Raw genomic sequence first — 22,741 nt, forward strand, 5'->3', positions numbered from 1 at the left:
CGGGGCTTCATCCATGCAGCGACAGGCGCCACACGCGATAGGGTTGATCGGGCGACAGCGTCAGCGCGCGGGTCTTCTCATGCCAGGTCTCGCGGCTTTCGGTCAGGAGATCTTCGGCGGCCAGCTCGCCGGCGTCGGCCTGGCCGAACAGCCAGAAGGGCGCCTCGATGCGGGCGGGCTGGGGCTGGAACGGGTCCAGGCTGATGGCCGCGAGCACCACGTTGCCGTGCCCGGGCGTCGATTTGTAGAAGGCCAGCACGCGGTCGTTGCCGCTGTCGGCCAGGGTCAGGCCGCGATGCGTCTGCAGCGCGGGATTGGCGCGTCGGATCTGGTTCAGGCGGGTGATCTCGGCGCGTATGTTGCCGGGAGCATGCCAGTCGCGCTGGCGCAGTTCGTACTTTTCGGAGTCCAGGTACTCCTCTTTGCCGGGCAGGGGCGCGCCCTCGCACAGCTCGAAGCCGCTGTACATGCCCCACAGCCCGGAACCCAGGGCGGCCAGCGCCGCCCGTATCAGGAAGCCCGGCCGTCCCGAGGTCTGCAGGAAGAAGGGGTTGATGTCCGGCGTGTTCACAAAGAAGTGCGGGCGGAAGAAATCGGCCGCCGGCGGCGACGAGATCTCTTCCAGGTAGGCCTGCAGCTCCGCCTTTTCGTTGCGCCAGGTGAAGTAGGTGTAGGACTGCGTGAAGCCGATCTTCGCCAGCCGGTACATCATCTTCGGCCGCGTGAAGGCTTCGGACAGGAAGATGACGTCCGGGTGCTGCGCGTGGACCTCGCCGATCAGCCATTGCCAGAAGGGCAGCGGCTTGGTGTGTGGATTGTCCACGCGGAAGATGCGCACCCCGTGGCTGACCCAGAACAGCACCACATCCCGCAGTGCGCGCCACAGGCCGAGCTTGCGCCCGCGCCGCGCCTGCGCGCCATAGAAGGCGACGTTGACGATGTCCTCGTACTTCTTCGGCGGATTCTCGGCATAGCGCAGCGATCCGTCCGGGCGCCACGAGAACCATTCGGGATGCCGCGCCAGCCACGGGTGGTCGGGGGAACACTGGATGGCGAAATCCAGGGCGATCTCCATGCCGTGGCGGGCGGCCGCGTCCACCAGCTTCAGGAAATCCGGCAGCGTGCCTAGCTGGGGCTCGATGGCGTCGTGCCCGCCGCTCGCCGCACCGATGGCGTAGGGGCTGCCGACGTCGCCCGGCTCGGCGCGCAGGCTGTTGTTGCGGCCCTTGCGATTGCGTTGTCCGATGGGATGGATGGGCGGCAGGTAGAGCACGTCGAAGCCCATCTCGCGCACGTCCGGCAGCCGGTCGATCACATCGTCGAACGTGCCGTGGCGGCCGGGCTCGGCCGCCTGCGACCGCGGGAACAGTTCGTACCAGCTTGAATGGCAAGCCTCGCTTCTGTCCACCCACACGGGGTAGGCGGCGGGACTGACCGCTTCGAACGGTCGGTCGTCCAGGTCGCGCATGGCTTTCGCAAGGGCGGGGTCCAGCAGGGCGGCCACCTGTTCCAGCGTGGGCGGCACGGGCGCGGCCAGATCGGCGTCGGCGAAGGCTGCCAGCGCCTGCTGCACCGGCTCCGCATCCGCGCCGGCGGGCGTGCCCGTCTGCGCGCGCGCCAGGGCCTCGCGCAACAGCGCCAGGCCTTCGTGCACTTCCAGCGTCAGATCGCGGCCGGCCTGATGCTTCAGTTCGATGTCGTGGCTGAAGGTATGCCACGCGTCGAACCACGCGGCGACCACGAACTCGTGCGCGCCGACGCGGCGCGGCCGGAAGGCCGCCTCCCAGCGGTCATTCATGCCGCGCGTCATCGGCGTCGTGCGCCAGCGCGATTCGTCCTTGGCGCGCCAGCGCAGTTCGGCGGCGATCTGGTCGTGGCCGTCCATGAAGATGTCCGCCTGCACCACGATGCGCGCATGCGGGATGCTCTTGACGGGAAAAGCGCCGCCATCGACCGCCGGGCTGACGTTTTCCAGCGCGATGCGCTGGTTCGCCGCGTCGTCCGCGCGCGTCCGGTGCCGGCTCGCCGCGTCGCGCACCGGCTGCGTGGGCTCAAGCATCAGCATGGCGCAGCCGCCGGGCGGCAGGTCGTGCCCCTGGGCCAGCAGGCCGTCGGGCGGGGTGTACGGCACGAGATCCGCCGCGGGCAGCAGCGGCGCCAGCGCGTCCCAGTCCAGCGCGGCTGCACGCGTATCCGACGGGTTGATCGCCAGCGCGGCGGTCGCGCCCTGGCCGGTGTCGCGCAGCAGCGCCGTGCCGCCGCCGTCGCGGCCGCCCAGCATCCGTAGCGGGCCGTGCGGGCGCGATTCGGCAAGCCAGCGCAGCGCGGACTCCACGCCCGGCAGGCGGCGTTCCGCCTCGTCGTCCAGCATGATCCCGTCGCCGCTCATCGCGGCGCTCCAAAGTGCTCGCAGGCCGTCGGTCTCGGGCCGCGCGGTTCCCGATCGGGGCGGCGCGGCGATCACGCTGCCGATCGCGCGCAGCCTGGCGTCTTCCTCGGCCAGCCAGGACGATTTGAAATCCCACCACGGCAGGGACGAGAACGCCGCATCGAAGCCCGCATCGCGCAGGGCCGCCAGTTCCGCCGGCGACAGGCCGGGCGTCCAAGCCAGCAATTGCACATCGGGCCGCTGCGCGCGCAGGGCGGCCCCCAGTTCACGCCAGGCGGCCGCGGGCAGGCGCTGCGGCGCCTGGAACACCAGGCCGTCCACGCCGTTGGCGGTCCAGCGCAGCAGGCGTTCGGTCCAGGCGGCCAGGAATCCGGGCGGCAAGGGACCGTCGTGCAGGTGCAGGACACTGCGCGCCTCGGCCGACAGGCGCGGGTCGCGCGCAGGGTCTTCATGGCGCGACTGATACCAGCCCGGGGCCGCGGTGCTCGGCACGGCGTCCCGCGCGCACCGGTCCAGGATCACATCCACGTACAGTCCCAGGCGGTGCGCGGACAGCGGCGCGGCGGCCTGCGCGTACCAGTGGGCGATGGGCACCTGCAGTCCGTCCAGCAGCGCCGTGTCGGCGTCCAGCGCCGCGCGGCTGTCGGATGGGGAAGCCAGCAGCCAAGGGGCCGGAATCAGAACGCTATTGAAGCCCCGTTGCGCCAGCCGGGCGTACAGGGCCGGTGCGGCCGCGGAGCCGTCCAGGCCGGCGCGGGCATGGTAGATGCGCAACGGGGCGCGGGAGTGGGGCGGGGCGCTGGGGGTGGGCACCGGGCTTCCTCCTTAGATGGCCGCCGGCATGGCGCCGCCCGAACGCGTGCGCCTGCCCATCGCCGCCACGCTTGCCGGGTGCTCGGCGGGCGCGGGCTCGGCGTCGCGGTAGTCGGGCTCGACCAGCGAGCGGTACAGGCTGGCGTACAGGCTGACGGCGGAGCGCCAGCCGAAGTCGGCCGTCATGGCATTGCGCTGCATGAGTCGCCACAGGATTCCGTGGCCGCGCAGGTTCAGGGCGCGGTCGATCGCCGCGGTCATGGCGGCGGGGCTGTCGCCTTCGAACAGCAGGCCGTTCGCCGAGGCCATCATGGATAGCGGGGCGCGCGGCCCGGGATCCTCGATGGTGTCGGCCATGCCGCCCACGCGCGACCCGATCGGCAGCGAGCCGTAGCGCATCGCATAGAGCGGCGTCAGGCCGAAGGGTTCGAAGCGGCTGGCGTGCAGCAGGATGTCGGACCCCGCGTGCAGCCGGTGGGCGATGCCTTCGTCATAACCGATATGGACGGCGCACCGTCCCGGATACCGGGCGGCGATATCCTTCAGCGCCTGCTCGAACCGTTGCTCGCCCTGGCCCAGAATCACCACCTGCAACCCGGGGTGCCGGTCCAGCGCATCAGGCAGCGACTGGATGGCGACGTCCGCCATTTTCTGTTCAGTGAGGCGGTTGCCCATGCCTATCAGCGTGGCGCCGGGGTCGGGCCGCAGGCCGAATTCGCGCTGCAAAGCCGCCTTGCAGTGGATCTTGTTCGACAGGTCGCGCGGGCCATAGCGGTGGCTGCGCAGATAGGGGTCGCGCGCGGGATTCCACAGCACGTCGTCGATGCCGTTCGGTATCGGCAGCAGATCGCCGGCGCGCTCCCGCAGCAGGTCATCAAGGCCGCAGCCAAACGCCGGGGTCATGATTTCCCGTGCGTACGTGCGGCTGACGGTCGTTACGCGGTCCGCGTAGCGGATGCCTGCCTTCAGAAAATTCAGGCGGCCCCAGGACTGGGCTCCGTCATCGCCGCGCGCCCATTCCGGTATCCCGAATGCGTCGGCGCATTCCATCGGGAAGAGTCCCTGGAACGCCAGATTGTGAATGGTCATGACGCTTTTGACATCGTCCAGGCCCGCCGCGCGCAGCAGCAATGGCGTGAGGCCCGCGTGCCAGTCATGCGCATGCACCAGGGTGGGGCGGACCAGGCCAGGCAGTCCAGCCGCGACGCGCACGGCCGCATGGGCCAGCGCGGCGTAGCGCACGCCGTTGTCCGGATGTTCCTTGCCATTTTCGTCGGCATAGAGGCCGGCCCGGTCGTACAGCGCGTCATTTTCCAGCAGCAGGTAATCCAGTCCGGATTGCGGACACCTGCCTTCCAGCAGCGCGGCGTCGCCGCCGGGAAGGCCGGGCAGCGCCGCCACGGTTCGGACCCGGTTCAATTTGCCCCGCACGCCGCGATATGCGGGGAGCAGCACATTCAGCGGCATGTGCGCCTCGGTCAGCGCGCGCGCCATGCCCGTTATAGCGTCGCCGAGGCCGCCCGTTTTGGCCAGGGGAAAGGCCTCTCCCGCCACGATCAGGGTTCTAGTCTTCGCCATGCTTGCTCCAGGTGACAGGCCGATCGCGAAACGCGCAAAGGTCGATCGCAATCGCGCCGAGACCTTCGGAGAAGCAAGCCGTGTGCCCAAACCGCAACCGCCGGGGGAAAAAATGCGGCGCCGCAGCAGAAACCTGCCATGTTCGGGTCGCCCAAAAGGACGGCGCAGCCGGAAGGCGTATGCCCGCCTTGCCGGTCCGCTTTGTAATTTCTAGCCGCCGGCGATGCCTGAACTGCCGTGGACAGCGGGCACGGCGGTTGCTGCCCTGTGTCGCCTTCGACGACCATCGGCGGGAGAAAAGCATGGAAACAGTGTCGGACTTCGTGTTGAAGCGGCTGTCGCAATGGGGCGTGCAACGCGTGTTCGGTTATCCGGGCGACGGTATCAACGGGCTGATCGGGGCCTTCGGCCGCACGCGGGAACCGCTGGAATTCATCCAGGCCCGCCACGAAGAGAGCGCTGCGTTCATGGCTTGCGCGCACGCCAAATTCACCGGACAGGTGGGGGTGTGCCTTGCCACCTCCGGCCCAGGGGCGATCCATCTGCTCAATGGCCTGTACGACGCCAAGCTGGATCATCAGCCCGTGGTCGCCCTGGTGGGCCAGCAGGCCCGCAGCGCCCTGGGCGGCGACTATCAGCAGGAGGTCGATCTGGTCAGCCTGTTCAAAGATGTGGCGCACGATTTCGTGCAGATGGTCACGACCGCGGAACAGGCGCGCCATATGGTGGACCGCGCGATGCGCATCGCCATGGAGCGGCGCAGCGTCACATGCGTGATATTTCCGAACGACGTGCAGGACCTGCCCGCGGTCGACGCGCCGCCGCGGGCGCATGGCACCGTGCACACGGGCATCGGCGTTACCTCGCACGCGGCCGTGCCGGAGCCGGCCGCGCTGCGCAACGCGGCCGACATCCTCAATGCCGGCGAGCGGGTTTCGATCCTTGCGGGCGCGGGCGCGCTCGATGCGGGCCAGCCGCTAGCGGAGGTCGCCGGATTGCTGGGAGCGGGCGTGGCCAAGGCCTTGCTCGGCAAGGCGGTCTTGCCCGACAGCCTGCCGTACGTCACTGGCGCGATCGGCCTGCTGGGCACCCAGCCAAGCTGGGACATGATGAACGAATGCGACACGCTGCTGATGGTGGGCACATCGTTCCCCTACGCGGAATTCCTGCCGCAGGAAGGGCAGGCGCGCGCGGTGCAGATCGACCGCGACGGACGCAAGCTCAGCCTGCGCTACCCGGTCGAGGTCGGGCTGGTCGGCGACAGCCGGCTGACGCTGCAGGCGCTGATCCCGCTGCTGGAACCCAAGAAGTCGCGCCGCTGGCGAGAGCGGATCGAAAAGCAGGTGGCGGGCTGGCGCGAAACCGTGCATGCGCGCGCCATGGTGGACGCCGCGCCCCTGAATCCGCAGCGGCCATTCCTGGAACTCTCCAAGCGCCTGCCGTCTCATGCGATCGTGACCTGCGATTCCGGGTCCGCCGCGAACTGGTATGCGCGCGACATCGACCTGCGGGAGGGGATGATGGGGTCGGTGTCCGGCGGACTGGCCACGATGGGCTGCGGCGTCCCCTATGCCGTCGCGGCCAAGCTGGCGTATCCGGACCGCCCGGTGATCGCGCTGGTGGGCGACGGCGCCATGCAGATGCTGGGCATCAATGAACTGATCACCATTGCTCACCGCTGGAAGGACTGGCGCAATCCGACCCTGGTCGTGCTGGTGCTGAACAATGGCGACCTGAACCTGGTCACCTGGGAGCAACGCGTGATGGGCGGCGATCCCCGCTTTGCGGACTCGCAGTGGCTGCCCAAGTTTTCGTATGCGGACTATGGCCGTCTGCTGGGCCTGGAAGGCATACGCGTCGACAGCCCGGACGAGGTCGGTCCCGCATGGGACCGGGCGCTGTCGGCGACGCGCCCCGTGGTGCTGGAGATGGTGACCGACCCGGAGATGCCGCCCCTGCCGCCGCACATCCCGGCCAAACAGATCGCCGCCTATTTCAAATCGCTGCGCAAGGAAGAAGCCGCGGCCGGCGGCGCGGCCCTGCGCGCGACCATCAAGCAATGGTGGGCGGGCTGAGCCGCGCGTCCTCCGGTTTTTTCACTTCAGGAGTTCATCATGGCAAATGCCGGCGCAACGAATTCCCCCCAGCCCGGGCAGGGCGGGCGTCCCGCGCCCGAACAGTCGCCCGCCGAACAACCCAGGCCGGATCCGTCCTCCCCGCAGAAGGACGAGAAGGGACGGTGGCCGCCCGACAGCATTCCCAATCCCATGCCGGGCGTGGACCCGCAGCAGACGCCGGGGATCGACCGGCTGAGCGGCCGGCATGGCGCTTGCGGCGCAGGCCGCGCGTTCGCCATGCCGCGGGGCATGGTTCCCGTTTACTCAAGGAGCAAATATGAAGAAGCAAGGTAGGCTGCACGACATGTTTCATCCGTCGGACTCGTCCACGCGCACCATGCGGGACCTGATTTCAGGCACCGAGGATTTGCTGCGCAGCACCGCCAGCTACGGCGGGTCCGAGATCGAAGCCGCGCGCGACAAGCTCAAGCAGCAGCTTGACGCCGCCCGCGAACAGGCCAGGGGGTGGGAACGCGCCGCCTGGGATCGCGCCCGCGAGGTGTCCCACGCTACCGACGAATATGTGCACGAGAACGCCTGGAAGAGCGTCGCCGCGGCGGCGCTGGTCGGGGTGCTGGCGGGCATGTGCATGATGTCGGATCACAGCCGTCGGCGCTGATCCGCCATCACGAAGGCATGCCGACGGAGCCGGTTCGCGCATCGCGCGAGGCCGGCTCCGCCTGGCACACCGCTTGCGTAGGGCTGATGGCGCGGGCGGCACCTTGCCAGAAGCGCCTGTACCTTCCTGGAGACAAACGATGAACCAACCCTACACAAGCGCCCCAGAGGCGCAGGGCCAGACCAACATTGTTGGCGGCCCCAAGAGCAGTCCCGGCGGCCCGGGACCCCAGGTCATGGCCGCCGGCACGCTGGAAGGCAATGACGTCTACAACCCTGCCGGCGAATCGCTGGGCAGCATCCAGGACATCATGCTGGACGTGCCTCGCGGCCGCGTCGCTTACGCAGTGCTGTCGCGCGGCGGCATCCTGGGCATCGGCGACAAGCTGTACGCCATTCCGTGGAGCGCGCTGACCCTGGATACCGACCGCAAGTGCTTTGTGCTGAATGTGGACAAGGAAGTCCTCAAGAACGCCGAAGGCTTCGACAAGGACAATTGGCCGAGCATGGCGGACGAAACCTGGGCGCGCGGCATCCATCAGTACTACAACCAACCTCCGTATTGGTAAAGAGGAGGCAAGGACGGCATGCTCGAAGACGGCAGACTGGTCGCGGTGTCTTCCTATTTCAACGACGCGGTCGTCAGCTGCGCCGGCCTGCTCGCCGCGCGCGCGGGCAGCGCCGTCCTTACCGTGTTCTCGGGCATGCCGCTGGGCGCCGCCAGCTTGGCCGACACAGACCGCCGCAGCGGGTTCAAGGACGCACGCGAAGCATTGCTTGCGCGCCATGCCCAGAGCGACCGCGCGCTATCGCTGCTGGGCGTGCAAGGCGCTCAGATGGACCTGCTGGACGAACAATATCTGGAGAACGGCGAGGGCGGCCGCCTGACGGGCGCGCTGGCGGTCGCGCTGACCGCTCTGCGGCCGCGCGTCATCCTCATTCCGCTCGGTCTGTTCCGCCCGGGCCATATCCGGGTCTGCGACGCGGGTTTGACGATCCGCGCCTTATTCCCGCATGTGGTCTGGTTCGCTTATGAAGAAGCGTCAGACGGCACGCCGCCGGGCGCGGTGCAGGAAAGGCTGGCGCTTCTGCTGGACCGCCGCATCACAGCCACGCCCGCAGGCCTGGCGCCGGAAGGGGACGCCGGAGGCGCCAGGCAGCGCGCCATCGCCGCAAGGGCCAGCCTGGCGGATCAGAACGTATCCGCCAGCGCGACCGCGCCGGGGCGCCACCCCGAACGCTACTGGCGCCTGTCGTGGAAGCGGGACAAGATCGCGTGAGCCGGACGTGGAAGCCTGGTGTTCAAGCACAACAGCCCTGCGCCCTCATCCTTTTCGACCATTGATGAAAGGCCGCGCTTCCCGGACGATGCGTGGGTTGCGCAGCGCGCCGGGCATCGCTATGGTGAACGCACCCGGCGCTTGGCGCCGCCGCAATGCTTAATTCGGGAACGACAATGAGTTCGAACGCAGCCGCCGCGCGCGGCCGGTCCCGCTGGGGCAGCGCCCTGGCCATCCTGCTTCTGATCGCAGCGCTGCTGGCGGTGCTGGCGCTGGCCGCGACGCGCATCGCGGAACAGCGCATCGCAAGCATGCTGGGCCCGCGCAGCCAGGTGGGCGACGTGCAGGTCGGGTTCCGGCGGGTGGTGCTGACCGACGTAGTCGTGCCCGGGGCCTCGGGCCAGGCGGGCGCGCGGGCCAAGCACATCGAACTTGAGCCCGAGTGGTCCTCTTTCCTGCGGCACGAGGCCGTCTTCAAGCAGGTCACGGTAGAAGGCTTCGACTTCGCCGTGGTGCGCGGCCCGGACGGCGGCATGCAGATCGCGCCGGCCGTGCAGGCCGCGCTGCGGGCCGGCGACGGCGGGGAAGGCAAGTCGCGCCGCACGGGTCCCATTCGCGTCGCCGACCTGATCCTGCGCGATGGCCGCCTGGACTACCTTGACGGCCAGATCGCGAAGCCGCCGCACCGCATCCCGTTCACGGACGTGCAGGCGCATCTGCGGCCCATGACGCTGCCCAATGACGGCGCCGCCAGCGACATGGAGTTCAGCGGCAAGGTCGAGGACAACCGCAATGGCGAGTCAACGGTGCGGGCCCAGGGCAAGGTTGTGGTGGGCGGCACCGACGCCGACATGACGGTCGCCGTGCGCAACATGGACATTCGCTATGCCGCCCCGTATCTTGCGGAAAACGGCGCTGGATCCCTGACAGGCGGCGCGATGGACCTGGACATGAAGACCGTCATCGAAAAGCACGCCTTGCGCGCCTCCGGGACGGTGGCGCTGCGCGGCCTGAAATTCGGCGGGGAGGGGAGCCTGTTCTCGCTGCCGCGCAAGGCGGTGCTGGCGGCGCTTGAAGATAAGCGCGGCGTCGTGCGGTTTGAATTCGCGCTGTCCGGCAGGCTGGACAATCCGAAGTTCTCGGTCACGCGCGGCTTTTCGGCCCAGGTGGCGCAAGGCTTCGGGCACGCGATCGGGGTGGGCGCCGAGGGCGCGGCCGAAGGCGTCACGGGCGCGGTCAAAGAGCTGGGGAATGCGCTGTCGGACCTGCTTAGCCCCGCCAAGCCTTGAACAGCGCCGCCCGCTTGCGAATCCGCTTCAGGGCGTGGGCCTGGCCCGGCCCACCCGGGCGCCCATGACCATTTCGGTCACCCAGTTCACCAGAATGGACGTATAGGCCTGCTGCGAGGCCTTGTCGGTCAGCGCATGGTCCGCCCCGTCCAGGATGCGGTGCGTCAGGGAGTGCGAGCGGCGGAACGCCGACCGGTAGCTCATGATCGTGGAATGCGGAATGTAGAGGTCGTGCTCGGCCTCGACGATCAGCACGTCGCCCGCGAACGCGGCGCAGGCCGACAGAGCGCGGTTGGCCTCGGGTTCGACGTGGCTGTTGCGATAGGCCCGTAGCGTCTCGCGGTTGAGCTGGTTCTTGGGCAGCATCCACTCGTCGTCGCGGTACAGCGCAGGCACGTGCAGCGCCAGCCAGCGCACGCGCCGCAGCCCGCTCAGAAGCGCGGCCAGGTATCCGCCATAACTGCTGCCCACCACGGCGACCGATCCGCTGTCCAGCGACGGATGGGAAGCCAGCCGGTCATAGGCCGCCATCACGTCGCGCAGGTTGTCGTCGCGTGATACCTCCTTCTGCTGCGCCTGCGTCGCGGCGTGGCCGCGCAGATCGAACGTCAGGCAGACGCAGCCCAGCGCGGCGATGCCCTTGGCGCGCGACAGGTCGAACGCCTGATCGCCGCCCCAGCCGTGGATGAACAGCACGCCCGGCACCTTGCTTTCGGGAGTGAGAAAGGTGCCTGCAAGGCGCTGGTCCGCCACTTCGATATGGATCGGATCGCTATATGCGGCCATTGCTTTCCTCCAGCACGCCGCCGGACTTCGTGATCATGCCCACGGCGGAGTCTTCGCCGCGATACACATAGCGCTGCGGGGTGGGCACGGGCTCGTCCTTGCCATAGCGCTCGCGGGTGGCCGCCGTTACCGTCTTGAGCGAGGGAGACAGCATGAACGCCTGCAGCGCCGACAGTTCCGCGATGCTGGCGCCGCCAGCGCGCCAGGACTGCTCCAGCACGCCCGACCTGGCATCGCCCCGGTCGTTGCGGCCTATCGCGACATCGTAATTGCGGCGCGACGCAAAAAAATCCGGATAGGCGGTAGACACGGCCGTGTCGTAGCGGCACGCCAGGTCGACGGCCCGCCGTTCGTCGTCCGACAGCTCCAGCGCGCGCAAATGGTCAAAGCCCCCACGGGCGAACCGCAGGGTAGAGCCGCCGTAGACAGAGACGCCGTCGTTGTCGGGGGTGAGCCCTTGCGTGCCGACGTAGGAGGCTTCGAGCTTGCCCACCCGCACCCAGCCGACGCTGTAGGTGGCGATTTCCGTCAGATCTTCTTCCAGCACCAGGCCCAGGCGGCGCACCAGGGCGGGATCCTGGCTGGCAAGCGCCGCGCGCAGTTCCTGGGGCGTGCGCGCCACGATCTGGCCGCGGCCGGCATTGGCGTCGGCCGGCTTGAGGCGCAGCGGCCCGTCTTTGAGCATGAGCTCGCCGGCCCGCTGCGCGTCGTCCAGCGCAAAGGCGGAAAAGCCGCGCAGCACGACCTCGCGCAGATCGCCCGCCAGCCGGCGCACCCAGCCCTGCGGCGTCCGGGACTGGGCGTCCAGCACGCCGTGAGTGATTGATTTGGTCGCCACGAAAGCGTGAGGCGTCACGCCGCCGTACAAGTCGGCGGCGCGCGTGATGCCCAGCTTCGCGGCCCGCGCCAGACTGGTGATGCTGCGGTCCGGCACGTAGTAGGGGGCAGGTTCGCCGCGATGCCGGGTGGGCCGGAAGTCCGGCACGAAGCGCCGGCCCAACAGGGCGGCCAGGCGCAGGGCCAGCGCCTCCTGCGATGCGATCTCATGTTCGGACGCGCCGGCGCGCCTGGGATAGGCGGCGACCGTGCCGGATGCAGGGGGTAGGGGACGGTTCATGGCGGGCCTCACAGCAAGCGCCGTGCCGGGCCCGCGGGCGGCGCCTGCGTCTTGCGCCGCCGCAGCCCCAGCCGCAGCTCAATCAGAGGATAGGCGGCCAGCGCTAGGCAGAGCGGCGCAAGCGCGTACAGGGCGCGGTAGGCCAGGGCTGCGCCCAGGACTTGCGTGGCGGGAATCTCAGGCGCCAGCGCGGCCACGAAGATGGCCTCGGTGGTGCCCAGGCCGCCCGGGACGCGGGTGATGACGGCCGCGAAGCTGGTGCACAGCAGAATGCCGAGAACCGCCGGATAAGCCGCCTTGCCCTGCAGCAGCACATAGATGATGCCGCCCATGATGGCCCACGACAGCGCGGCGACGGCGCATTGGGCCGCCGCCATGCCCACGCCGGGCAGGGTGATGTGGTGGCCCATCCAGGTCGCGCTGCGCCGCGTCGACGTGGCGCAGGCCGCCACGTAGGCGGCGCCCAGCGCCAGCAGCGCCACGCCCAGCAGGCGCAGCATTCCCGCGCCGATTTCCCAGCCGGCGGGCACGGGCACCACGCCCCACGCGAACAGCGCGCCCGCGAGCCAGGCGTAGCCGATCCAGTTCGATAAGGCGGAGAACAAAGCCACGCGGGTCGCGACGGATTTGCGGCAACCCAGCCGCGTGTAGAGGCGCAGCCGCGCGCCCAGTCCGCCCACCAGCACGCCCAGGTTCAGGTTCAGGGCGTAGCTCACCATCGCCACGCCCAGCGCCTTAGGCGCGGGCAGGGTATGGCGCGCGTATCTTTTGCCCAGCAGATCCAGGCAGCCATAGGCCAGATACCCCGCCACGACGAGGCTCGCGGCAATGCCTATCGTCTGCGGCGGGATCTTGCGCATGCTGGCCCAGACCTGCGGCCAGTCCACCGAGCGGCCGAAGTAGTACAGCAGCCCGGCCACCACCAGCAGGATGAGCACGGGCAGCACGCGCTTGACCCGGGGCCAGCGGTGGCGCAACGCCCGCATCGGCGACGTGTGCAGGAACTTCATGCCGTTTCCCTGCGGGTGTCGGGCGTGACGGAATGCAGGCGCGGCTTGTGGGCGGGGAGGCTGCCGGCCCAGGCCGGGAAGCGCCGCAGGAAGTGGAACACGATCACCCCGATCCACAGGCGCCGAAGCCGGCGCCGGGAATTTTTGGCCATTTCCACCGGGCGGCAGTCCTGCTCGATGAGCCGGTCCAGGCTCTGGCGCAGCGCGGCGTTCAGCGACGAGTCGCGCGCGACCACGTTGGCCTCCAGGTTCAGAGCCAGGCTCAGGGGATCCAGATTGCTGGAGCCGATCGTCGACCAGTCCGCGTCCACGCAGGCCACCTTGCCGTGCAGCGGGCGCTTGCAATATTCGTAGATCTGCACGCCCGCGTCGATCAGGTAGTCGTAAAGCATCGTCGCCGCCAGCCGGGCGACCAGCACGTCCGGCTCGCCCTGCAGCAGCAGGCGGACGCGCACGCCGCGCCGGGCCGCGTTGGCCAGGTCGCGCAGCAGGTGGTAGCCGGGAAAGAAATAGGCGTTGGCGATCAGCACGTCCGTGCGAGCCGACCGCACGCCGGCCCGGTAATAGCGTTCGATGTCGCTCTGGTGGCTGATGTTGTCGCGCACCACCAGCCGGCCGCCGCCATCGCCGTCGGGCAGGGGGTCCAGGCGCGCCGGGCGGCGGCGCTGGCGGCGCGGCCGGCCATTGCCCAGGGCGGCGCGCGCATAGTCCGCGATATCGGCCGCCAGCGGCCCCTCCACCAGCGCCGCGTAGTCCTGCTTGGCCTCGGGCCCGAAGTCCGGCAGGTGGTCCGCGGAAAAATTGATGCCGCCGATGAAGGCGCGCTCGCGGTCCACGGCAACAATCTTGCGGTGCATGCGCCGGAACACGTTCGTGCGCACCCCTAAAAAGCGCGGCCGGGGGTCGAACACATGAAAGCGGATCCCGCTTTCGGTCATCGCGCCCACGAATTCATCGCTCAGTTCGTCGGACCCGTAGCCGTCGACCGTCAGGTCCACGCTGACGCCGCGCCGGGCGGCGTCGATCAGCGCGCGCTGGATATCCCGGCCCACCGCGTCGTCGAACAGGATGAATGTCTCCACCAGCACCTCGCTGCGGGCCGCGCCGATCGCCTCGATCACGGCGGGGAAATACTCCGTGCCGTTCTCAAGCAAGGTGTAGCGGTTGTGCTCGCGCCATCCCGGGTTCATAGCGCGATCTCCGCGCAGATCGGCACGTGGTCGGACAGGCGCGACCAGACCCGCGACGCCAGCGGCACCGGCTGCCAATCGCGCACGCTGCGCACGTAAATCCGATCCAGGCGCAGGAGCGGCCAGCGGGCGGGGAAGGTCCTTGCAGGCCGCCCAAGCCGGGACGTGAACACTTCGCGCGTCCCGCAGCCGCCCATCAGCCTGTCGGCGCGCAGCCGCCAATCGTTGAAGTCGCCCGCGATGAGCAGCGGCTCGTTGGCCGGGACCGCGTGCGTCACCAGTTCGCACAGCCGGCGCAACTGCTGGCCGCGGTGATGCTCCAGCAAGCCCAGATGCACACAGATCGCGTGTACGGGGGCACGCAGCGACGGCGGTCGCAGCACGCAGTGCAGCAGGCCGCGGCCTTCATGGCCGTCCACGCTGACGTCGTGGTTGTCGTGGCGCTCGATCGGATAGCGCGACAGGATCGCGTTGCCGTGGTGGCCCTCCGGATAGACGGCATTGCGCCCATACGCGTAGTCCGTCCACAGGGTGTCCGCAAGGAATTCGTATTGCGACTGCGCCGGCCACGCATCGTGACGCCCGGCGTGCACCTGATGCTCGCCCAGCACCTCCTGCAGGAACACCACGTCCGGCGCCGCAGTGCGCAGCGCCTCGCGCAGGTCGTGCAGCATGAACCGGCGGTTGAAGCTGGTAAAGCCCTTGTGCGTGTTCACCGTCAGGACGGTAAGCGTTGTCGCGTCGATGTAATGCGAGCCAGGCATGAAATCTCCCGCGGGTGCGATCTGCCGCTCGGAGCAAGCGCCGTTCCCGCCGCGTAACGGAACGTCAGCCGGCCGGGGAAAACCGCCCGCCCAGAGCAGGGCGGCGAACCGGGGGACGCATGAGCAAATGAGCAATCGGCATTTCTCAGCCCGCAAGGGGCAGCCTAAGATCCGCTACTTGCCAGATGCCGTACGCGCAGGGCGCCGCGCCACGGCGGCGTGCTGGACGACGCTGACCCAACCCAGGCCCGAACGCTCATGACCGAACTGCTCCGCATCGAAAACCTTACCGTCGACCTGCCGCCCGGCGCCGACCGGCCGCACGCCCTGAAGGACGTGTCGCTGGCAGTGCACGCGGGCGAGATCGTCTGCGTCGTCGGCGAGAGCGGCTCGGGCAAGTCGCTGACCGCGGGCACGATACTGGGCCTGCTGCCGCAGGGCGTGCGCGCGAGCGGCGGCCGGGTGCTGTGGGAAGGGCAGGACCTGCTCACGCTCGCGCCCGAGGCGCTGCGGCGCCTGCGCGGGCAGCGCATCGGCATGATCTTCCAGGAACCGATGACCGCGCTGAACCCCTTGCGCACCATCGGCGACCAGATCGCGGAAGTGTTCCGCACCCACACGCGCCTGTCGCGCGCCGAGATCCGGCGCCGCACGCTGGACTTGCTGGAATCGGTGCGGATACCGGATCCCGCGCAGGCGGTGGAGGCCTATCCGCACGAACTATCAGGCGGACAGCGCCAGCGCGCGATGATCGCGATGGCGCTGGCGCTGGAGCCCGCGCTGCTGATCGCCGACGAGCCCACGACGGCGTTGGACGTGACGACGCAGGCGCAGATCCTGCACCTGATTCATGACCTGCAGCGGCGCAAGGGTACGGCCGTGCTTTTCATCACGCACGACTTCGGCGTCGTGGCCGAGATCGCCGATCGCGTGGCCGTCATGCAGCGCGGCGAGTTGGTCGAAAGCGGAACGGCCGGCCAGGTGCTGGAACACCCTCGCCATCCCTATACGCGCGCCCTGATCGCGGCCGTGCCGCCGCTGGCGCCCGCCGCAGCGCGCGCGTCCCTGGATGCGGCCGCGCCGGCCATCCTGACGACGCAGGGCCTGTCCAAGACCTACCGAAAACGCGGCTGGCTCGGCCGGCCCGGACGGGTCACGCACGCCGTGGACGGCGTGACGCTGGCGCTGCCGCAGGGCGGCACGCTGGGCATCGTGGGCGAAAGCGGCTCGGGCAAATCCACCCTGGCGCGCACGCTGCTGGGCCTGCTGCCGCCCGACAACGGCAGCATCACGCTGGCCGGCGCGCCGCTAGCCTTCAAGGGCGCGGCGGCCCGGCGCACGCATGCGCGCCGCGTGCAGATGGTGTTCCAGGATCCGTACGGATCGCTAAACCCCCGCCAGCGCGTGGGCGAGATCGTGGCCCAGGGGCCCATCGTGCATGGCACGCCGCGCCGCGCCGCCTGGGCGCGCGCGCAGGAACTGTTCGAACTGGTGGGCCTGTCGCCCGACGCCGTGCGCCGATATCCGCACGAATTCTCCGGCGGGCAGCGCCAGCGCGTCGGCCTGGCGCGGGCGCTGGCGATGAATCCGCAGGTCCTGATCGCGGACGAGCCGGTTTCGGCGCTGGATGTGTCGGTGCAGGCCCAGGTGCTGGCGCTGCTTGGCCGACTGCGCGAACAGCTCGGCCTGTCCATCGTGTTCATCACGCACGACCTGCGCGTCGCGGCGCAGGTCTGCGACCACATCGCCGTCATGAAGCAAGGCCGCGTGGTGGAAGAGGGCGCGTGCGCCGAGGTCTTCGGCAATCCGGTCCATCCCTATACGCGGGCCTTGCTGGCCGCGGTGCCCGGCCGGCGCTGGGATCCCGCGGCCGTCGCGACCCGGCTTGCGGCCTGAGGGCTCATAGATTACTCACCAAGGACCATTGATGAACTTCCCCATGTCGATGGTGCTCTGAATCGTTTGCAGTTGAGCCTCGCGCTCGCGCTGTTCAGCCTCTAGCAACTGCTGCTCGGTCGGTGGCGCATGGGTCACGGGCTTGCCCGTACCCTGGTATACCCGGCGAAAACGCAGATACCCCTGGCTCTCCCAACTGGTGGGCACCGGATCTATGCACGCAGCCCAGTACAGGGGTTGGTCGAATGGCCGAAAGCCCGCATACGAGTCGTGCATATAGTTTGCAAACAGGTAAGCCTGAGGGGTCAGGTGCTCGGGATTCTCAGGTGTGCCAAGAATCGGATGGGTCTTGATATGCGTCAGCACGTCCTGGGCTTCGCTTGCCAGCGCAGCGCGCCGGACGGTGCTTGCCGCTTCGAGCCCCGCCAGCGCGGAGGGGTTGAGACGAATGGCTGCACGCAAAAATTTCATCGCTTTATCGGATTCGCCTTCCAGCACAGCAATGTCCGCCATTAGCGTTTGATTTGCGCCAGCCAAGTCGTTGAAATCGTTGAGGGTGCTCGCGCGAGCTCGCGTGACCCAAGAAAGCTCGGTCGCATAAACGTCGCGGACTTGGTAGCGCCAGGCTAGGTAGCTAAGCAACCATCGCGCGGTGGTGGCTTGAGGGCGCTCGGCCTGCATGAAGGCCGCATGGGCCTGACGCAAGTCGGGATGAACGGCAAAGGGGTCGTATTTACCGATAATCGCCAAGTCGCGATTCAAGGGCACCTGTGCAGTCCGCGCCGCCTGATACATGAGTTCCAACGGTATTTGCGAGAGCATGTCGTCGTGTTGCCCGCTGGGGCTGCGGCCCTGGCTGCCAGGCAGGTAGCCGCCGCCCACATCGGAGTGCATGCCGGGCAGGGCGAACTGCTTGTGGTTCTCTGGCAGCGCGCCATCGGGACCACGCAGGCTATCGAGCGGAAAGGACGTGCGGTTCTCGTGCATGGCGACGTAGTGAACGCACTGGATACTTGGCGGGACACGCAGCGCGTCGGGCGTCGCCCATGAGAAATGACCGTCTCCTCCGGCGCTGCTGGGCAACCCCACCGACGCCACGGTATCGAAGATTCCCAGAAAGCGGATCCTTGCAGGCACGCCGCACAGGCGATTTCCGTCCATCATGGCCTTGAGCCAGTTGCAGAAGACGCGCGCCTGGGTTGCTCCGCGGGAAAAGCCGAAGACATCAATGGTGATGTCCACCAGCTTGGGCTTGGACGTGTTCGCGATCTTCTCGGCCAGCGCCTGGGTTTGGCGCCGGTAGAATGCTTCGGCCTGTGGACGCGCACCGAAGAAATCACACAGCAGTCCGCCTTCCGTGCGCATCCCGACCGCATCCAGGGCCTGAATATCCTGAGTGCCTCCGGCAACGGGGGAGTAGGTGCCGGTACGCGCGATCAGTCTTCGCTTGGCATTGCGGCACAAGGCCAGAATCACCTCGTTTACCAATGGGGAGATACTTCGCCCAACGGCCTTGTGAATAAAATCCAAAAGCTTGAGGAGTGCGAAATTAATGCGCGCATCTCCTCCCCGGCCCATCGACGGGCCAAAGGTCGCATAGGCGTTTTCGCCGATTTCTGGAAATGGCGTTCCGACGCCAGGGACGTATATCCCCGATATGCCCCATTCTGGCTGTTCCGGATACGCCCTGAACAGCCTGGCTACATTGCTGTCCTTGCGTGCCTCACGTTGCGTCTTTCCGAGTCCGACGTTACAGCCGTCCGCCTCGTCCCAGTCCTGATTGTTTCCTGTGCCATCAAAGAAGATGCCGATCTGCAAATCTATTTCGCACTTTTCCGTAGCGAGGAAGCACTGCGGAAGGACCGGAAGGATGTCAGGAGTGGGGCCGATGGGATGGGTTTGAAAGATCTCGCTCACTCTGCTCGCTCCATGATGACGGGACCATCCTGCGGGGGGCACTGCCGGTGTCGTTTGCCGTAGACATCCCAGGGTTGTTTCTGCGGAATCCGATCCTGGGGCCCCGGATAGTCGGGATTCGCGTAGGCTGGATTGATATCGGATGAGACTGCACGTACGCTCCCGTCAGCCATGAAGTGGACATATAGACTGCCAACCTTGTCATAGCGATCCACCGGAACCCGGCGCTCATAATCTTCCCAGCCGCAGTCCCGCCAATTGGTGATGCTCCATCCGACCACGACAGTCAGGTCCGGACGCCATTTCCTAGGCAGGCTGACGCAGCAAACGATGCGTCCGCCTTTACCCGCCTGGAATCCGCTCGTTCGGTTTACCCAAAAGTCCTGCACGCTCAAGTGGTCGGCCAAATGGTCGATGCCCGTAAGTGATGCAGGCACCATATCTTCCTTGGCAGATCTGCTATCGCAAGCCGTCAGTAGAGCGAATAGCAAAGGGATGCCTAGTTTCAGGAGGCGCATCAATTCAAGTCCTCGTTGGTGTGCTAAGTGGTTGAATACGCATCCCGGTCTTGGTTGTTTCCTGTGCCATCAAAGAAGATGCCGATCTGGACATCGACTTCGCACGCTTCCGAGGCGGGTATGCATGGAGGAAAGACAGGATGAATGCCAGGGATCGGACCGACGGGATGCGTTTTAGGGAGTTCACTCATTTGGCCCGCTCCATCACTGTCGGACTGTCCTGGGGAGGGCATCGGCCGGGTTGTGGTTCGTAGACCGCCCATGGTTTCTTCTGCGGAATCCGATCATGAGGCCCTGGGTAGTCGGGATTCGCGTAGGCTGGATTGATATTGGATGAGACCGCACGTACGCTTCCGTCTGCCATGAAGTGGATATATAGGCTGCCAACTTTGTCATAGCGGTCCACCGGTACTCGGCGCTCATAGCTTTCCCAGTCGCACCCTTGCCAATTGGTTATGTGCCAGCGCACCACGACAGACAGGTCCGGACGCCATTTCCTAGGCAGGCTGACGCAGCAAACGATGCGTCCGCCTTTGCCGGCCTGAAATCCGCCCGTGCCGTTCACCCCAAAATCCTGCACGCTCAGGTGGTCGGCCAAATGGTCAATGCCCGTAAGTGATACGGGCACCATATCTTCCTTGGCAGATCCGCTATCGCAAGCCGTCAGTAGAGCGAATAGCAAAGGGATGCCTAGTTTCAGGAGGCGCATCATTTCAAATCCTCGTCGTCGTGTGACATGGTGCAATGTCGAGACGACCTATGGTTTGCGCCAAACCAGCGCTTCGTGCAGTTTCGGACTCGATGACCTCGAATACGCCGCGCGCCCCACTGCCGATGAGGTCGAAGGGGAAGCGCAAATAGAATTGTTTGGGCATGGCAGGCTCCGAGGCCTCGGTGCCGGCGATGGCATGGGTCCAGGTGATCTTGCGGTAGGCCATGGCGACCTTGACCAGCTGGGTGTATTCGGCCTTGCTCGGGTCCTGCGCGTGCGGCAGAACGGTGTTGATGTTGACGATGGTGGCGTCTTCGAGCTTGGTGGTGAAGAAGTGCTCTTGCTTGCCCTCGATGGAGGTGCGGTGCCACTTCACTTCCACTTCCGGCAGCATCTCGCCGGAGGCCAGCGCCTGGTACATCAGCGGCGTGGCGGGGAGTCGGCATTGGCAGCTTCCTTTGGGTCGTTGACGAAATGGCCGCTTGGGCCGCGATGCCATCGGGGATGACATGGGCCTAAATGCAAAAGCCGTGCCAACTCTTGTCGTGCCGCCGGTTTCTCTTTATTTATCAGTTGCTTGGGTGCGCATCCGGGTGTGCCGTGCACGCCCCGCGTTTTGCGAAACGGCGAAAAGTGATTTTTTTCCGGGGTTTTCGGGCCAATGTTGGCTCGATTTTTTATAAGCCTTTGAAAACGCGGGATAAAAAACGGGCCAAAAATGGCCCGATCGGGCCAATATTGGCCCGCTTGGTCCTACAGTGAGCGCTGCAATCCTATTGGTGAATTTACGGGGCAGGCCGCTAGTGCCCCGCCGGCGCGTCGCGCTGCGCATAGCGGCCGATCAGCGTGGCGCTGGCCTCGTTCAGCCCCACAACCTCTACCTGCCGTCCGGCACGGCGCAACCTGAACGTGGCCTTGTCCAGTTCCCCGACCGCCGAAATATCCCAGAAGTGCGCGGCCGACAGGTCGATCACGACGCGCTCGACGGGCTCGTGAAAGTCTATCGCGGCGGAAAACCGCGAAGAGGATGCGAAGAAGATCTGGCCGCTATAGCGGTAGATCCGCGTGCGTCCGTCCTCGAACAGCGCCGACTCCACATTCAGCAGCCCCTTCACCTTGCCGGCGAAGAACAGGCCGCTGAGCACCACGCCCACGAGCACACCCCTGGCAAGGTCATGCGTCCAGACCACCACCACCACCGTGGACAACATGACCACCGAGGATTGCCACGGGTGCGAACCCAGATTCCGCAATGAGCGCCAGCTGAACGTGCCGATCGACACCATGATCATGACGGCCACCAGCGCGGGCATGGGAATCCGGGCCACCAGCGGCCCCAGGACGACGATCAGGAACAGCAGGAACGTGCCGGCGACGAGCGTGGACAGGCGGGTGCGGCCGCCGGAACGTACGTTGATCACCGACTGGCCGATCATGGCGCATCCGCCCATGCCGCCCAGGAACCCCGTCACGATGTTGGCGATGCCCTGGCCCTTGCATTCGCGGCGCTTGTCGCTGGGCGTGTCGGTCATGTCGTCCACGATCTGCGCCGTCATCATGGATTCCAGCAGGCCCACCGCCGCCATCGTCGCCGAGTAGGGCAGGATGATGCGCAGCGTCTCCAGCGTGAAGGGCACGTCGGGAATCATGAACGAGGGCAGGGCGGACGGCAGCGCGCCCATGTCGCCCACCGTGTTGACTTGCAGCCCGCCGTAGATCGACACGGCAGTCATCGCGATGATGGCGACCAGCGGCGAAGGCACCACGGTGGTCACGCGCGGCAGCAGGTAGATGATGGCCAGCGACGCCGCGATCATGGCGTAGGCCACCCAGGTCACCCCGATCAGTTGCGGCAGCTGCGCCATGAAAATCAGGATGGCCAACGCATTGACGAAGCCCGTGACCACCGAGCGGGACACGTACTGCATCAGCAGGTCCAGCCGCAGGAAGCCGGCGATGACCTGGATGACGCCCATCAGGATGGACGCGGCAAACAGATAGCCGATGCCGTGGTCGCGCACCAGCGGCGCCACCAGCACGGCCACGGCGGCGGTCGCCGCCGAGATCATGCCGGGGCGCCCGCCCGTGAACGCGATGATCAGCGCAATGGAGAACGACGCGTACAAGCCCACGCTGGGGTCCACGCCGGCGATGATGGAAAAACCAATGGCCTCCGGGATGAGCGCAAGCGCGACGAGCACGCCCGCAAGAATGTCCGCGCGTGGATTGGCCATCCAGTTGCGGCGAAGCTGGGAAAGAACTGACATTGATTGGCTAAGCTTGATTTGAGCAAGCGTGGACGGTTCGCGCTGCCAGCAAAGAAGCGGCAGAGATGGGCGAGCGCCCGATTCGCTTGAGGTTGTCCGAGGGATAGGCGCCCGGCCGAGCCACCCGGCAAGCCGGGTCCATCTGGGATCGCGACAGCGTCGCGACGAACATGCGCGCCCCTTGCAGGCGCGGCGGACCGAATTGTACCCGCTTGCACGCGCGGTGCCTGCGCCGACTGCGGGTCAGCCCCAATCGCGCGCCCGCGCGTTTCAGGTATTATTCAGGATCCTGTAAGAAAGAGAGCCCGGCGGATTTTCCGGCCCCTCGCTGCCCCGGCAGCCCCGCGAGCCATCCGCCATCTATGACCGAAGACCCTCCTCCTAGCAGGGCGCCGCGCATGCGCCGGCGCCCGATGCCCCCTCCCAGTCTCTCAGCGACGCCGGCAGTCCTGCTGCGCGCCGCCACCCTCAGCGCCATCG

Annotated in this window: 19 protein-coding genes and 1 other annotated feature; of the genes, 7 read left to right on the plus strand and 12 right to left on the minus strand. The window is 67.2% G+C overall.

Going from position 1 to position 22,741, the window contains the following annotated elements; all coding sequences use genetic code 11:
• Positions 1–7 precede the first annotated feature (7 nt).
• The gene (locus tag KYC_RS20420) at positions 8–3,202 is read right to left on the minus strand and encodes an alpha-1,4-glucan--maltose-1-phosphate maltosyltransferase (protein ID WP_008165891.1); all 3,195 of its coding nucleotides are present in this window, start codon (positions 3,200–3,202) and stop codon (positions 8–10) included.
• 12 nt (positions 3,203–3,214) lie between these two features.
• Entirely contained in the window at positions 3,215–4,780 is a 1,566-nt protein-coding gene (glgA, locus tag KYC_RS20425) for a glycogen synthase GlgA (RefSeq protein WP_008165892.1), read from the minus strand.
• A gap of 302 nt (positions 4,781–5,082) precedes the next feature.
• Between glgA and KYC_RS20430 the strand changes: the two genes are divergently transcribed.
• The 6 genes from KYC_RS20430 to KYC_RS20450 all read left to right on the plus strand — a co-directional run bounded on the left by KYC_RS20430 (position 5,083) and on the right by KYC_RS20450 (position 10,084).
• Entirely contained in the window at positions 5,083–6,855 is a 1,773-nt protein-coding gene (locus tag KYC_RS20430) for a thiamine pyrophosphate-requiring protein (protein WP_008165894.1), read from the plus strand.
• Positions 6,856–6,894: 39 nt separating this feature from the next.
• Positions 6,895–7,191, plus strand: coding sequence for a hypothetical protein (locus KYC_RS29015; protein WP_238531972.1), 297 nt, complete (start codon positions 6,895–6,897; stop codon positions 7,189–7,191).
• Entirely contained in the window at positions 7,175–7,516 is a 342-nt protein-coding gene (locus KYC_RS20435; protein WP_008165895.1) for an ElaB/YgaM/YqjD family protein, read from the plus strand. The genes KYC_RS29015 and KYC_RS20435 overlap by 17 nt, the downstream gene beginning before the upstream one ends.
• Before the next feature lie 139 nt (positions 7,517–7,655).
• A complete protein-coding gene (locus KYC_RS20440; RefSeq protein ID WP_008165896.1) occupies positions 7,656–8,084 on the plus strand; it encodes a PRC-barrel domain-containing protein in 429 nt (142 codons plus the stop codon).
• An 18-nt stretch (positions 8,085–8,102) separates the two neighbouring features.
• Positions 8,103–8,795, plus strand: a complete 693-nt coding sequence (locus KYC_RS20445) for a hypothetical protein (RefSeq protein WP_008165897.1) — start codon at positions 8,103–8,105, stop codon at positions 8,793–8,795.
• 176 nt (positions 8,796–8,971) lie between these two features.
• Entirely contained in the window at positions 8,972–10,084 is a 1,113-nt protein-coding gene (locus KYC_RS20450; RefSeq protein ID WP_008165898.1) for a DUF748 domain-containing protein, read from the plus strand.
• A 27-nt stretch (positions 10,085–10,111) separates the two neighbouring features.
• Here the strand turns inward: KYC_RS20450 and KYC_RS20455 are convergent, their stop codons facing one another.
• The 5 genes from KYC_RS20455 to KYC_RS20475 are packed head-to-tail and all read right to left on the minus strand — an operon-like array spanning position 10,112 to position 14,951.
• Positions 10,112–10,870: an alpha/beta hydrolase family protein gene (locus KYC_RS20455; protein WP_008165899.1), complete on the minus strand. Its 759-nt coding sequence runs from the start codon at positions 10,868–10,870 to the stop codon at positions 10,112–10,114.
• Positions 10,857–11,987, minus strand: coding sequence for a DUF3182 family protein (locus KYC_RS20460; protein ID WP_008165901.1), 1,131 nt, complete (start codon positions 11,985–11,987; stop codon positions 10,857–10,859). Before KYC_RS20460 ends, KYC_RS20455 begins: the two co-directional genes overlap by 14 nt.
• 8 nt (positions 11,988–11,995) lie before the next feature.
• Positions 11,996–12,997 (minus strand): lysylphosphatidylglycerol synthase domain-containing protein, encoded by a 1,002-nt coding sequence (locus tag KYC_RS20465; RefSeq protein WP_008165904.1) that lies wholly within the window; start codon positions 12,995–12,997, stop codon positions 11,996–11,998.
• Entirely contained in the window at positions 12,994–14,187 is a 1,194-nt protein-coding gene (gene clsB, locus KYC_RS20470; protein ID WP_008165905.1) for a cardiolipin synthase ClsB, read from the minus strand. The genes KYC_RS20465 and clsB overlap by 4 nt, the downstream gene beginning before the upstream one ends.
• Entirely contained in the window at positions 14,184–14,951 is a 768-nt protein-coding gene (locus KYC_RS20475; protein ID WP_008165907.1) for an endonuclease/exonuclease/phosphatase family protein, read from the minus strand. Before KYC_RS20475 ends, clsB begins: the two co-directional genes overlap by 4 nt.
• Before the next feature lie 258 nt (positions 14,952–15,209).
• On the opposite strand from KYC_RS20475, the gene KYC_RS20480 reads away from it, so the two are divergent.
• Entirely contained in the window at positions 15,210–16,847 is a 1,638-nt protein-coding gene (locus tag KYC_RS20480) for an ABC transporter ATP-binding protein (protein WP_008165909.1), read from the plus strand.
• A 15-nt stretch (positions 16,848–16,862) separates the two neighbouring features.
• On the opposite strand, the gene KYC_RS20485 is transcribed toward KYC_RS20480, so the two are convergent.
• From KYC_RS20485 to KYC_RS20495, 5 genes are all read right to left on the minus strand, one after another.
• Positions 16,863–18,764 carry a T6SS phospholipase effector Tle1-like catalytic domain-containing protein gene (locus tag KYC_RS20485; RefSeq protein WP_008165911.1) on the minus strand — a complete coding sequence of 634 codons (1,902 nt, stop codon included), beginning with the start codon at positions 18,762–18,764 and terminating at the stop codon, positions 16,863–16,865.
• Entirely contained in the window at positions 18,761–19,282 is a 522-nt protein-coding gene (locus KYC_RS29020; RefSeq protein ID WP_238531973.1) for a DUF3304 domain-containing protein, read from the minus strand. The genes KYC_RS20485 and KYC_RS29020 overlap by 4 nt, the downstream gene beginning before the upstream one ends.
• 187 nt (positions 19,283–19,469) lie before the next feature.
• Positions 19,470–19,994, minus strand: coding sequence for a DUF3304 domain-containing protein (locus tag KYC_RS29025; protein ID WP_238531974.1), 525 nt, complete (start codon positions 19,992–19,994; stop codon positions 19,470–19,472).
• Position 19,995: 1 nt separating this feature from the next.
• Positions 19,996–20,415, minus strand: a complete 420-nt coding sequence (gene tssD, locus KYC_RS30080) for a type VI secretion system tube protein TssD (protein WP_008165918.1) — start codon at positions 20,413–20,415, stop codon at positions 19,996–19,998.
• 379 nt (positions 20,416–20,794) lie between these two features.
• Positions 20,795–22,261, minus strand: coding sequence for a SulP family inorganic anion transporter (locus KYC_RS20495; RefSeq protein ID WP_043519012.1), 1,467 nt, complete (start codon positions 22,259–22,261; stop codon positions 20,795–20,797).
• A gap of 90 nt (positions 22,262–22,351) precedes the next feature.
• Positions 22,352–22,404: a sequence feature (sul1 is cis-regulatory element that is thought to sense ions involved in sulfur or methionine metabolism; They are found in Alphaproteobacteria), on the minus strand.
• Positions 22,405–22,741: the final 337 nt, after the last annotated feature.

It is taken from the genome of Achromobacter arsenitoxydans SY8 (genome assembly GCF_000236785.1).
Classification (GTDB): Bacteria; Pseudomonadota; Gammaproteobacteria; order Burkholderiales; family Burkholderiaceae_B; genus Achromobacter; species Achromobacter arsenitoxydans.